General features: G+C 73.6%; 11 protein-coding genes. 5 read left to right on the top strand and 6 right to left on the bottom strand.

All coding sequences use genetic code 11. The features are described 5' to 3' along the window. Positions 1 to 30: 30 nt before the first annotated feature. Positions 31 to 1,305 (bottom strand): MFS transporter, encoded by a 1,275-nt coding sequence (locus ACYVPE_RS10165; RefSeq protein ID WP_461033136.1) that lies wholly within the window; start codon positions 1,303 to 1,305, stop codon positions 31 to 33. A 117-nt stretch (positions 1,306 to 1,422) separates the two neighbouring features. Between ACYVPE_RS10165 and ACYVPE_RS10170 the strand changes: the two genes are divergently transcribed. Further along, a complete protein-coding gene (locus tag ACYVPE_RS10170) occupies positions 1,423 to 2,244 on the top strand; it encodes an alpha/beta fold hydrolase (protein WP_461033137.1) in 822 nt (273 codons plus the stop codon). Between the two features lie 130 nt (positions 2,245 to 2,374). On the opposite strand, the gene cyaB is transcribed toward ACYVPE_RS10170, so the two are convergent. Together cyaB and ACYVPE_RS10180 are read right to left on the bottom strand one after the other, a co-directional pair. After that, entirely contained in the window at positions 2,375 to 2,941 is a 567-nt protein-coding gene (cyaB, locus tag ACYVPE_RS10175) for a class IV adenylate cyclase (RefSeq protein WP_461033138.1), read from the bottom strand. A gap of 16 nt (positions 2,942 to 2,957) precedes the next feature. Then, entirely contained in the window at positions 2,958 to 3,806 is an 849-nt protein-coding gene (locus tag ACYVPE_RS10180; RefSeq protein WP_461033139.1) for a helix-turn-helix domain-containing protein, read from the bottom strand. Positions 3,807 to 4,397: 591 nt separating this feature from the next. On the opposite strand from ACYVPE_RS10180, the gene ACYVPE_RS10185 reads away from it, so the two are divergent. Both ACYVPE_RS10185 and ACYVPE_RS10190 read left to right on the top strand, forming a co-directional pair. Then, positions 4,398 to 4,883, top strand: coding sequence for a hypothetical protein (locus ACYVPE_RS10185; protein WP_461033140.1), 486 nt, complete (start codon positions 4,398 to 4,400; stop codon positions 4,881 to 4,883). Between the two features lie 173 nt (positions 4,884 to 5,056). Next, positions 5,057 to 5,998: a phosphotransferase family protein gene (locus ACYVPE_RS10190; protein WP_461033141.1), complete on the top strand. Its 942-nt coding sequence runs from the start codon at positions 5,057 to 5,059 to the stop codon at positions 5,996 to 5,998. A gap of 12 nt (positions 5,999 to 6,010) precedes the next feature. Here the strand turns inward: ACYVPE_RS10190 and ACYVPE_RS10195 are convergent, their stop codons facing one another. Further along, the gene (locus tag ACYVPE_RS10195) at positions 6,011 to 7,834 is read right to left on the bottom strand and encodes a glycosyl hydrolase (protein ID WP_461033142.1); all 1,824 of its coding nucleotides are present in this window, start codon (positions 7,832 to 7,834) and stop codon (positions 6,011 to 6,013) included. A gap of 147 nt (positions 7,835 to 7,981) precedes the next feature. On the opposite strand from ACYVPE_RS10195, the gene ACYVPE_RS10200 reads away from it, so the two are divergent. Then, positions 7,982 to 8,806 carry an SDR family oxidoreductase gene (locus tag ACYVPE_RS10200; protein ID WP_461033143.1) on the top strand — a complete coding sequence of 275 codons (825 nt, stop codon included), beginning with the start codon at positions 7,982 to 7,984 and terminating at the stop codon, positions 8,804 to 8,806. Positions 8,807 to 8,812: 6 nt separating this feature from the next. On the opposite strand, the gene ACYVPE_RS10205 is transcribed toward ACYVPE_RS10200, so the two are convergent. Further along, complete coding sequence (locus ACYVPE_RS10205; protein ID WP_461033144.1) at positions 8,813 to 9,145, bottom strand: hypothetical protein; 333 nt, start codon at positions 9,143 to 9,145, stop codon at positions 8,813 to 8,815. 100 nt (positions 9,146 to 9,245) lie between these two features. Here ACYVPE_RS10205 and ACYVPE_RS10210 point away from each other — a divergent pair, with 100 nt between their 5' ends. Further along, positions 9,246 to 10,718, top strand: coding sequence for a DHA2 family efflux MFS transporter permease subunit (locus ACYVPE_RS10210; RefSeq protein WP_461033145.1), 1,473 nt, complete (start codon positions 9,246 to 9,248; stop codon positions 10,716 to 10,718). Here the strand turns inward: ACYVPE_RS10210 and ACYVPE_RS10215 are convergent. Next, the gene (locus tag ACYVPE_RS10215) at positions 10,706 to 12,520 is read right to left on the bottom strand and encodes an endonuclease/exonuclease/phosphatase family protein (protein ID WP_461033146.1); all 1,815 of its coding nucleotides are present in this window, start codon (positions 12,518 to 12,520) and stop codon (positions 10,706 to 10,708) included. The genes ACYVPE_RS10210 and ACYVPE_RS10215 overlap by 13 nt on opposite strands. Positions 12,521 to 12,688: the final 168 nt, after the last annotated feature.

A 12,688-nucleotide genomic window follows, 5' to 3' on the forward strand; every position in this document is an offset into this window, starting at 1 on the left:
CGCGGAGCGCCGGCGAGCTTCCCCCGCCCCTCACTCTCGCCGGGCGCCCCGCGCGGCGCGGACCCCCGTCCCCACCGCGAGCGCCGTCGCCAGCACGGACAACACCGCGAGCCACGCGAAGAGTCGGGGGTAGCCGCCGAGCGGCCCGGCCAACGCCGCGGTGGCGAACGGCGTCAGCGCCCCCACCACGGTGACCGGCGCCGCCAACAGCGCCGAGAGTCGCCCGTAGGCGGCACTCCCCCACCGGTCAGGCACGGCCGTCGCCTGGAGCAGCGTCACGTTGCCGCGCACCATCCCGGCCAGCACCGCGACCACCACCAACAGCCAGGCGGGGCCGGGCACCAGGCCGAGCGCCAACGTGGTCACCCCGCCGAGCGCGAGCAGCACCACGGTCCGCGACACCGTCCCCGTGCGGCGCGCCAGCACCGCGTACAGGGCGCGCCCCAGGGTCTGGCCCGCGCCGCCGAGGCCCAGCGCCCAGGCGGCCGTCGACGCCGAGAGACCGCGCTCGGTCAGCAGCGGGACGAGCGCGATGACGCCGCCGAAGACCACGAAGCCGGAGAGGGTCAGCGCGGTGGCGAGCAGGACGAACGGGCGGCTGCGCGTCACGCTGTCGCCACCCGCGTGGGTGGCGCCCGCCTCCGGCGGCTCGGGCCAGGGGGCGCGCAGCGCCAGCCAGTGCGGCAGCACGGTGAGGGCGGCGAGCACGCCGGCCAGCACCAGATAGGAGCCGCGCCAGCCGAAAGGACCGGCGAGCGCGGCGGTCAGCGGCGCGAAGACGGTGGAGGCCAGGCCGCCGGCCAGCGTGATCGCGGTCAGCGCCCGCACCCGCCGCGGGCCCCACCAGCGGGCCACCGCGGCGAACGCCGGCTGGTAGAGCGTCGCCGCCATGGACACCCCGACCGCCAGCCAGGCCACGGTGAAGAGGGCCAGGTTGGGCGCGGCGGCCAGCCCGATGAGCGCGACCGCGCCGAGCACCGAGCCGCAGGTCATGACGGCGCGCGGGCCGCGCCGGTCGATCAGCCGGCCGACGGGTATCCCGACGCCGGCCGAGACCAGCAGCGCGGCGGAGAACGCGGCGGTGCAGGCGCTCCCCGACCAGCCGGTGTCGGCCGTGATGTCGGGCAGCAGGACGGGGAAGGCGTAGTAGAGGATGCCCCAACTCGTGATCGACGTCAGGCAGAGCGCCGGCAGAACTCCCCTGGGCGGACGCGGCGGTTCGAGCGTCGGCTCCACCACCGACGGCTCCGCCGCGACCGTCGGCCGTTCCGATATGTTCGCAGGTGCGTAGGGTTCGTCGGCCATCGTCCCAGCATGCCCGGCGGCTCCGCCGGGCGGAACGGCGTCGCCGGTAAACGGATTGCGTCCGCGCCGTGGTCCGTGTTCGCTGGGGCGTCGTCTTCCTACCGACAGGAGCCTCACGTGGCACAGCCGCCGTCCCGCACCCGCACGGGCATCGCGTACGACCGGGCGGGCCCCGCCGGCGGGCCGCCCGTCGTCCTGGTGCACGCGGGCGTCGCCGACCGCCGGATGTGGGACCCGATCTGGCCGGCGCTCACCGCCGAGCGGGACGCGATCCGCCTCGACCTGCGCGGCTTCGGCGACTCGTCGGACCGGCCGGCCGGCGCGCTCTCCCCGGTGGACGACGTGCTCGACGTGCTGGCCGAGCTCGACGTCACCGGCCCCTGCCACCTGGTCGGCGCCTCCTACGGCGCCGGGGTGGTCGTCGAACTCGCCCTGACCAGGCCGGAGTCCGTCGCCTCCCTGCTGCTCGCCGCCCCCGGTGGCTCGCTGATGCCGGAGCTGACCGACGACCTGCGCGCCTTCTTCGAGGCCGAGAAGGCCGCGCTGGCCCGCGACGACCTGGCCGCCGCGGCCGAGGCCAACGTGACCTGGTGGGTCGACGGCGTCGGCCGCCCCGGCCGGCAGGCGGATCCGGCGGTCCGGGACCTGGTCCGCACCATGCAGCGGCGCGCCTTCGAGCTGACGGCCGACTGGGACGACGTGCCGTCCACCGAGTTGGACCCGCCGGCACTCGACCGGCTCGGCGAGATCCGGGTCCCCACCCTGGTCCTGGTCGGCGGCCTCGACCTCCGGGCGATCCACGCGGCGGCGGACGCGGTGACCGCCGGCATCCCCGACGCCCGCCGCGTCGACTGGCCGGACGTCGCCCACCTCCCGTCCCTCGAACGCCCGGCGGACTTCCACGCGCTGCTCCGCGACCTGCTGGCGTCCGCCGGCTAGCCCGCCTCGTCGAGCCGCACCCCGGTGGTGGGGCGGATGTGCGCCGGCAGGTCCTCGCGCGCGTCGCACGCCGGCTCGCGCAGCTTGAACCTCAACTCGCCGTCCATGACGAGGAAGAACTCGTCGGGTCTCAGATGTCCCCGTCCCGTCGCGCGGCGACCGCGTCCGTATAGAGCTCGCGCGTCAGGTCCGATTCGGTGATCCCGAGTTCTTCCAAGGTCACGCGAAGGTCGGAGAGGGCGGCCTCAAGGTCGTCCTCCGCCTCGATCAGGGTCTCCAGTTCAAGGTAGTCGCCCTCGATCTCCGGCACGCGCACAAGCGTTGCCAGCATCCGGCGCCCTCGCGCCTCGAATGCGTAGTTGCGGCACTGCTTCTCGAAAGCGATGAACGGTTGATAACCGAGTTCCCTCAGGATCGCGTGGAGCGCCTCGGCCTCGGCCACCGCCGTTTCGTGTTCGGACTTGGAGCCGGAGTCCGCATCGATCACCGCCCCCTTGAAGGTCAGCACCGACCGACTGCCGTTCGCGTTCTCCACGGTTCGCACGCGCAGCTCGTGGTCGCGCCCACCGAGCGTGCGGTCACCGTCGTCGTAGTACGTGTCCCAGTACCGTTCCACGCGCCCCGCCCCATGGAGTTCCAGCCGCCTCGCGACCTCTTCAGGGGCACACACGCGAGCCTTCAGTTCAGCCTCGATCACGCCCTGTCCCCCTGTGTCAGATCGTCCGCTCGCTGCCGGCAAGTATCGCCTCGAACATTCTCCTGAAGCCGTGGTAGAGCGGGCCACTCACAGTCTCCGCGATCTCGCACATTGCCGACTCGTGCCCCTCCCAACCCACGTCGAATGCCGAGACGAACATCGTCGAGTCGATCCGAATCACGCGCCACGTGGGCAACATGTGGTAGCGATAGACCTGAATGTCACAGGACGCCCTAAGCCCCTTCAGCGCCGCTTCGGTGAGTTGAACACCGCTCGCCAGTGACTCCTCCGACTCTCCGATTTCACCCGCGCGTTGGGGGATCGCCAGGGCGCTGGGCGCGAGGAGCAGAATGCGCAGTGTGGGCGTCAGCCCGTCAACTCGGACCAGGGAAGGTCGTAGAAGCGAGTCGTTCAGTCCGATCAGTCCGAGACCTCTGACTGCGAGTACGTCGATCTCCCTGGCAAGCCGTGCCAGCCTTCTGATCTCGTCGGCGGCGGATGCCTGCCCGGGGTAGACGCAAACAACCTCGGGAAAGGCCAGCAGATCGCGGGCCGCGCCATCACGGTATGAGCTGTGAGCGGGGGCGAGCCCCAGCAGGCGCCGGGCGTCGTCAGGCATCCCGAGCCCGTCGGCGATTCGCTCGAAGACGTCGAGCCGGACGACTTCACGCCGCCCGTTGATGATCTCGTTCACTCGGGCCTGCGTCATACCGATGGCGGTGGCGATCCGCGCCTGACTGGCGCCGGTGAATTGCTGAACGAGCTTGAAGACTCCCGCGACGTCACGGCGACTCAGCGCCTCCCGCATGCCACGTCGTTGCCATGCCCAGTCGGGCAGTTCCACGGGAATCAGCGTCGAGGACATACCCCTCCCATGTCGCCTTGGGATGCAAAGCCATCTCACGATGAGATTAGCAGCGAGGTATCGAGACACCACCGTCCGTAGCGCCAGGCTGGCGTTGTGGACACCGAAGCAGAAGTCAGTCGAACGGCCGATCGAGTGGCGGCGGGGATCCGTCACCCCCAGGGTCCGGCAGTTGGCTCGATGGCCCGGGATCGTGCGCGGCGCGCAGTGGGACGCGTAGTGGGCCGGCAGGCGGAGATCGTTCGCCTACGCCCGCTGGAAGGCGGTCGGGACTGGACAGCCCAGTTGCGGGACGTCGAGCTGGTGAGCCTCTGTGACGCGCTCAGTCCGCTGGTCGCCGCAGCTAACCGCCGTTCTGCGGAACCGAGATGACGAGCCCTACCGCACGACCTCGACGCTCCGTCAGGTCTCGCGAGTCGTCCGTTCCGGGCGGATGGATTTGGCCGTCCCCGCCCGGAACGGCTGCACCACCGGCGCGAGGAGAGCCCCCGCGCCTTGGGATGAGAGGAACGGTAACCGACGTGTGTGTTGACCCGGGAGACGACGAGCCCACCGAAGGCGACTCCGGCGGCTGCGGAGACGGCGACGGCTGTGGACGCCAGTAGCCCGCACGACGGCCGGTCCCCGGAAGGGGGCCGGCCCCGGCCGCACTTCCACGCCTACCGCTGGACCGGAGACCGCCGCACCTACGACCGGGAAGGCCCACGCCGGCCAGGCTCGGTGGAGTTCGCGAACAACCCCTGCACACCGCTGCTGATCAGCGACTGGCTGCTACGACCGGCCAGCGCCGTCGCCGCCACCTTCCACGATGCCGACGCGGCCGTCGCCTGGTTCGAGGAGCAGACGGCCCGCGCCGCGCCGGGGTTCGCCAGTGCGGAGGAGCGGGAGGCGGCGCGGTTGGCGGCGAAGATCGCGCATGTCGAGGGCGTCCTCCACCGGGGAGGCGACGCACACGCCGCTTGGTATGTCCAAGCAACCGGCTACCGCACCCTCGACCTCATCACCTGCTCACCCAACCGACGCCGGCCTCAACTCCCCTGCCCCATCACGGCCGACCAGGAAGTATCGCTCAGGTAAGAGCTTGTCCGTCAGTAGCCGGCCCAGGTGAGGGCCTGTCCACGGCGGCCGAGGCCGTGCGCGAGGCACCCCCGCAGCCCGGGCGCGAGCCCGGCGGATGCCATCGTGCCAAGGCCACTCGTCACGCCCAGCGTTCGGCCCGGCGTAAGGGCGGAAGGGCTCAGACTGGCCTCGTGGTCGACTACCGCCAGGGGCACACCCCCGCCTGGATCGCGCACTTCGTCCGCCAGGGCCACCCCGCCGCCCGGCCGCTGGCCGCCGGCGTCGAGGGCGCCGTCTACCGGCTGGGCGAGGGCCTCGTCGCCAAGGTGTGGAGCGGCAGGCCGCCGGCCGACCTCCGGCTCACCCGCGAGGTCTACGCGGACATCGCCCGCCACCGGCCGCCCTTCGCGACGCCGGAGATCCTGGACGTCGAGGAACACGAGGGCGTCCTCGTCACCTACGAGCGCGAGCTGGTCGGGTCGCCGCTTCGGCCGGACTCGGCGACGGAACCCGCGGGTCGCCACCTGGCATCCGAGGAGACCGACGCCCTGCTGACGGTGCTCAGCGGCCTCGCCGCGATCCCCGGCAGCGAGGCGATGCGCCGGCTCACCGTCCAGGGCGACGACCGCCCGCTGTGGCGGGGCCACACCCGCTTCCCCGACGCGCTCGCCGCCCTCGTCGAACGCGCCGCCGACCGGCACGGCGACCTGCTCGCCGCCCATGTCCCCGGCCTCTCCGGCACCGTCCGGTGGGCCGTTCGGTCCCTCGCGGCGCTCGGGGACACCCCGGTCACCGTCATCCACGGGGACCTCGTGCCGCCCAACGTCCTTGTCGATGACGGCGGCCGTCCCGCCGCCGTCCTCGACTTCGGGTTCTTCACCACCGCCGGCGACCCCGCCTTCGAGGCGGCGGTCACCGCGGCCGTGTGGGACATGTACGGGCCACACGCCGACGAGCATGTCACCACGCTCACCCGGCTGTTCGCCGCCGAACTCGGCCACCGCCCGGCCACGCTGGCGCTCTACCAGGCGGCCTACGCGCTCGCCACGTACGACCTGTTCGCCACGGACGGCGGCGACGGGCACTTCCGCTGGTGCGCCTCGCTGCTCAACCGAGGCGCGGACGGGCGCTGAGGTACGCCGCGCCTACGGCGTCGTCGCCACGCAGCTCGGCGCGAGCAACGTGGCGGCCGGCCACGGGGTGGCGCCCAGGTAGCCGAAGGTGGTGGACTCGCCTGGGGCGAGCGTCGCGTTCCAGTCGGCCGGGGTGGCGCGGGCCGTCGAACCGGCCGGCGTCACGCGGGCGTTCCACGCGGTGCCGAGGGTCTGGCCGGCGGCCAGCGGCCAGGAGACCTGCCAGCGGGTCAGCGGCGTGGCGCCCGTGTTGGTCACGGTCACCTCGGCCTGGTAGCCGGTGCCCCAGCGGGAGACCGCCCGGTGCGCGGCCACGCAGCCGCCCTGTTCCCTGAAGTCGCCCAACTCGTCGAGCGTGATGACCCGTTCGTGGTCGTAGACGTGCCGCAGGTGCTCGCGGGAGTTGGTGACGCCGTCCCGGATGAAGTCCCCGCTCCAGGTGACGAACCAGCTCCAGTCCGCCTCGTAGGCGGCGAGCAGGTCGGGGTCGGGGATGCCGCTGTTCTCCGTCATCGCGACGATCTTGGCGTCGTCGACCAGGTCGACCAGACGCTCGTAGGTGCCGCTCACCGGCCCGTGGTCGCCGGCCGGCGGGTAGGAGTCGGCGCTGACGATGTCGACCACGTCGTCGCCCGGGTACCAGGCCGGGTCGACGGAGTTCCAGACCCAGATCAGGTTGTGCAGGTCGTGGGTGTTCGTCAGCCGGTCGTACATCAACCGGTAGAGCTCCTTGGCCGGTTCTGGGCCCTTCGCGCCCCACCAGAACCAGCCGCCCTCGGCCTCGTGCAGCGGCCGCCACAGGACGGGGATGCCGGCGTCCTGGAGCCGGCCCAACTGGACGGCGATGGCGTCGATGTCGCGGAGCAGCAGCGCGTACTCCTCGGACGACGGGTCGGCGAGCGCCGCCGCCACGTCGAAGGTGGTGGAGTCCGTGTAGAAGCCGCGCCACCACTCGCGCCCCGGCTCGTCGATCAGTCCTGCGGGGGCGTTCCAGTGCCAGGCGAAGGTGGTGATGCCGCCGCGGGCGTCCCAGGCGATGGCGTTCTCCACCTCCTGGGAGGTGGTGCCGCGCTCCACCCGGCTCGGCGAGTAGTCGATCAGGTCGAGGCCGGCGACGGCCGGAGTGCGGCCGATGTTCTGCTCGATCCAGGCGATGTCGTCGAGGCTCTGCTGGCCGCTGAGGATGGTCTCCCCGTACTGGGAGGCGAGATAGCTGAGCAGCGAGCGCGCCTCGGGCGTGGCGTCCGGGTCCACCGGCACGTCGGTCACCTGGTGCGGCGGACGCGGCGGCACCGGCGAGACGGTGATGGCGTCGATCTCGTACCAGCCCCAACCGCTGCGGACGGTCACGGTGTTGTCGCCAGGCTCCAGCAGCACCCGGCCGGCGGAGACCGAGGTGAACGTGTCGGAGGGGGTGAGGGTCACCTCGCCGTGGCCGGCGCCGTTGAGGAGCAGCACGGCGTTCTTCTGGCCGTAGGGGGCGCGGTAGACGACGCCCAGCTCGTGGAGGCCGCCCGGGCTGTCCTGAATGGTGATCTCCACCTCGTCCTCGGCGACGTCGAAGCCCTCGACATAGCCGGTGCCGGAGTAACCGGGGGCGGTGGAGGCGACGTTGACGCCGCGCAGCGTGCCGTCCTCCGCCTCGTAGGTGGAGACGGCCTGGGCGTCGGCCGCGACCGACGGGTCGGCGGCGGTGGCCATGGCCGTGGCCGTGGCCGTGGCCGTGGCCGGCGAGAGCAGCGGCAGGGAGAGCGCGGTCAGCAGGCCGGCCGTCAGCGCGGCCAGTCTCGTCCGGGTCCGGGTTCGGGTTCTGGCGGCCGTGCGGAGCGTGCTCAAGACTCGCCTCCAGGGCTCGCGGGAGTCACCCGATCCACGGCGTCCCACCATGGGAGCGCTCCCAATCCATCCCCGCATTCGACCGCACTCATCGCGGTCACGTCAATGAGCGGGATGCCGGAAACCGGGCCGGGGCAGGCTCACCCCATGACTTCCGACACTTCCGGCACCGCGGAGGCCAACGGAACCGCGGAGGCCGCTGGAACCGCGGAGGCCGCCGGGACCCCGAGGGCGCTGGACGGCAGGGCCGCCCTGGTGACCGGGGGTTCGCGCGGCATCGGGCGCGCCGTCGTGGAGCGGCTGGCCAGGGACGGGGCCCGGGTGGTCTTCAGCTACGCCAACGACGCGCGGGCGGCCGAGGATGTCGTGGCCGGCGTGACGGCCGGGGGCGGCGAGGCGCACGCCGTCCGGGCGGACTTCACCGACCAGGACCAGGTGCGCGACCTGCTGACGCGGACCGCCGAGGCGCTCGGCGAGGGCCTCGACATCCTCGTCAACAACGCCGTGCTCCCCTTCTCCCCGACGCCGATCGCCGACCTCGACGACGCCGCCTACGACCGGGCCATGACCGCGAACCTGCGGGCGCCGTTCCTGACCATCAGGCACGCCGCGAGGACCATGCGGGACAACGGCCGGATCGTCAACATCTCCACCCTCAACACGCTGCGCCCCGCCCACGGGATCGCGCTCTACGCGGCGAGCAAGGGCGGTCTGGAACAGCTGACGGCGGTCGCCGCGATGGAGTTGGGGCCGCGCGGGATCACCGTCAACACGGTCTCGCCCGGCGCCACCGACACCGACCTGCTGCGCGGCGTCGCCCCGGAGGGCGGCCTGGAGTACCTGGTCGAGCTGACGCCGCTGCGGCGCCTCGGTCAGCCGGCGGACGTCGCGGACGTCGTCGCCTTCCTCGCCGGCCCGGACGGCAGATGGCTGACGGGCCAGAACCTGCGGGCCACGGGCGGACTCGGCTGACCGACCTCAGGACTCCACGCCGAGAGGCGACGCGGCCGCCGGCCTTGACGCGTGCCCGGCGAGGTGGAGCCGCAGGGCGCACTGGTCCTCGGCCTCGACGAACACCCGCTGCCCCCAGTGGGCCGTGAGGCGCTCGGCGACCTCGACCAGCCGGCGGCGCTCCTCCGGCGTGTAGGCGGGGAAGCGGGCCCAGCCACGGTCGGCGATCGCGTTGCCCAACTCGTGGAAGAGCACGGCCCGCACGCGCCGTTCCTCCTCCTCGCTCAACGGCGTGCTCTCACTGGACGGTTCGCCGGCTGGTTCGCCGAGCGGCCGGACGTTGCGCAGGTCTCGGATCACGTACCGGAGCCTACTCGCCCACCCACAACTGAACCAGCAGGTTCATTTAACTGATCTGGTGAGCTTGATTGAGAACCGCTAAGACCTTTATGTTGAACTCATGAGTTCAGATGATTCCGGCGACGACCGGCTCGATCCCCGCCTGCTCGCGCTGATCGGCGTCGTCCTGCTCGGCGGCCTGCTCGGCATCCTCAACAGCACGATGGCCGCCGTGGCCACCGAGGACCTGGCCGGCTCCCTCGACGCCTCGCTCGCCACGGTCGGTTGGGCGTCCACCGGGTTCCTGTTGGCCGTCACGGCCACCATCCCGTTCACCACCTGGGCCGTCGACCGCTTCGGCGCCAGGCGCCTCTGGCTGGTCGGCCTGGCGATCTTCCTGACCGGCTCGCTCACCGCAGGACTGGCCTGGGACGTCGGCAGCCTGATCGCCTTCCGCACCCTGCAGGGCTTCGGCGCCGGCCTCCTCGACCCGCTGGTGCTGATCCTGCTGGCCCGCGCCGCCGGGCCGCGCCGGGCGGGTCGGGTGATGGGGCTGATGGGCGTGGTGCTCTCGCTCGGCCCGGTCCTCGGTCCTGTGGCCGGCGGCGCGGTGCTGAGCGGCCTGTCCTGGCGTTGGATGTTCCTGCTCAGCGCGCCGCTCGGGCTGCTCGCCCTGCTGCTCGCGGTGCGGGTGCTGCCGGCCGACCGCGCGTCCGCCCCCGCCCCTGGCGGCCGGCTCGACGTCGTCGGGCTGGCACTGCTCGGCCCGGGGTTCGCCGCCGTCGTGCTCGCGCTCTCCCAGACGGCCGAGCGGTCCACCGTCGCCGCCTGGCAGGCGCTGCTGCCGCTCGCGCTCGGCGCGTCGCTGCTCGCCGGCTACGGGGTGCACGCGGCGCGCGCCCTGCGCGCGGAGCGCGACGCGCGCCGTACCCCACCCCTGGTCGATCCCAGGCTCTTCGCCAACCGCGGGTTCAGCGCGAGCGTCACCATCATGGGTCTGGGCGGCCTGGCCAACTTCGCCGCGTTCTTCGCGCTCCCCTTCTACTACCAACAGGCCCACGGGCACGGGGTGTTGGCCGCCGGGCTGCTGATGTCACCGGTGGGGCTCGGCGGCGCCGTCGCCATGCCGCTCGCCGGGCGGCTCTCCGACCGGGTCGGCGCCCGTGGCCTGGCCACCGGGGGCGCGCTGCTGGCGGCGGCGTGCGCTCTGCTGTTCACCCGGTTCGACGCGGGTACCCACGAACTCTGGCCCGTGCTGGCCGCGTTGGCCCTCGGGCTCGGCATGGGCTGCTACAGCTCGCCGACCATGGGCTCGCTGTACCGGGCGCTGCCGGCGCGGCTGGTGGCGCAGGGCAGTTCTGTCCTCTACATGCTGAACCAGCTCGGCGCGGCGCTCGGCATCGCCTGCGTCACGCTCGTCATGCAGACGGCGCCCGACCAGATCGCCGGCTTCCACCGGGTCTTCTGGCTGGTCACGGCGGTGCTGGTGGTGGTGCTGTGCACCGTGCCGCTGTTGCCGGGCCGGCCCCGGGACCAGGCGGCGGCCGCCGCCGGGGCTGCCCCGCGCGCGGTGCCCTCGGGTCAGTCCAGGTAGACGGTGACGGTGAGCGGCAGGTGGTCGGAGGCTTCGGTGTCCTCGACGCCGAAGTCGCCGAAGGAGATGTCGCGGGCGCCGAGGATCCAGTCGACGCGGCGGTCCGGGTCGACGGCGGTGTCGCGGTCCCTTAGCTCGGGGTCCGGCGCCTGGTCCTGCGCGCTGTGCAGGCCGGCGGCCGTCGTCGCCTCGATCTCGGCAGATCCCGGGAGGGCGTTGAGGTCGCCGGCGAGCACGGTGTGGGTGCCGTCGCCCGTGACGTCGAGCAGCCGCTCGAAGACGTCGGCGAACGGCGAGCCGTGCGCGGTGACGACGCGAGCCGTCTCGCCGTCGGTGAGCCGGAGGTCGGCGGCGGCGTAGGAGCGGTCGCTGGCGAGGTCGCCGGTGGCCGAGTCGAGGACCGGCAGGCTGGTGAGGATGACGTTGCCGGTCTGCCGGTCGCGCTCGGGGGACCAGACGGCTGTCACGTCGAGGCGGCGCTCCAGCCAGCCGACGAGGTCGAACCCGCCGGATCCGACGCGGCCGCGCGGCACCTCCTGGAGGAGCACGACCTGGGCCCGGGAGTCGCGGATCACGTCGAGCACCGCCCCCGGGTCGAGCTCGCCGTCCCGCGCCCTGGCCTGGTGGACGTTCCAGCTGAGCAGCCGGTACATGCCGCCCGCGGTGTCGGTGGACAGCGGCTCGGGGCCGGCGCGCAGCGCGCCGGTCAGCGGCGGCGCGGCCAGCAGCAGGGTGGCGAGGACGACGGGGAGGAACGGGCGCGGCAGCGGCGTCGGCACGAGGACCACGCGGCTGGCGACCCAGGCCACGGCGAGGGCCGCCAGGACGGGGAACAGCCAGAGGGGGAACGGCGGCCGGTGCTGGAGCGCGAGGAGCGTGGCGGCGAGCGCGGCCGCCGCGGCGTGCGCGGAGACGGGTCCTGGCAGGGTCAGCGGCAGCGCGCGGCGCAGCGCGGCGAGCAGCGCCGCCACGGCGAGCAGCGCGGCGGGGACGGCGGCCCAGGCCGGCAGCCACACCAGGCCGAGCACGCCGACGGCCAGCGCGACGGGGACCGCCGGCGCGGCCCAGTCGGGCTGGGCGGCGGTGGGCAGCGACAGCACGGCGACGCCGAGCAGCGCGCCGACGGCCGTCCACAGGCCGGCGACGGGGGTGGAGAGGTCGGCCTGTCCCGCGAGGTAGCCGGGCGAGGCGAGCAGGGCGGCGTAGAGGCCGACGGCCGGGCCGAGCAGCGCGGTGGCGGGGATCCGCCCGCCGGGCCGCCCCCAGGGGGCGGCGGTGGCCAGCGCCCTGACCGTCTCGGCCGGCGGGCGGAGCGGGCCGGCGGACGGCGTCGTCGGATACAGCCCGCGGGCGAGGAAGCCGAGCGCGGCGACGAGCAGCAGGGCGACCGTCCAGCCGACGAGTCCGCCACGGCGGATCGGGTCGACGAGGTCGAGCGGCAGCCGCAGCGCGACGTCGGCCGCGACGGCGAGGGCGACGGCCCGGCCGGTCCTGCGGGCGCCGGCGCGGCGGGCGGCGAGCAGCAGCGTGACGACGGCCAGGGCGGTGGCCAGGGCGACGAGGAACAGGCTGCGGAGGGCCGGGAGTTGGATCAGCAGCCGGAGCGCCGCGAGGGCGCCGAGCGCGGCGGGCAGCGCGCGTCGCCGGCCCAACCACCAGGCCACCGGCCCGGCCCCGAGCGCGGCCGACGCGACCACCAGCGGCAGCCCCACCGTCGCCGCGTCACCGAACGCGGTTCCGGCGAGGCGCAGTATCTCCAGAACGACGAGGGTGGTGACCCCGACGAGGGCGGTACGCGTCATGCTGCCGCACGCTACCGTGCGCCTGCCGGCGGCTTCCCGGGGCCTCGGGCCCTGGCGGGCCCGTGCGGGGCGGCTCCGCCGCGGGGCGAACCGGACCACGGCTCGCGGGGCGCCATCCCGGGGCCGGCGGCCCCGGTCCCACGGGCGCTCGGCGCCCGCGCCCGCGCC

This window comes from Streptomyces mayteni (assembly GCF_054783955.1).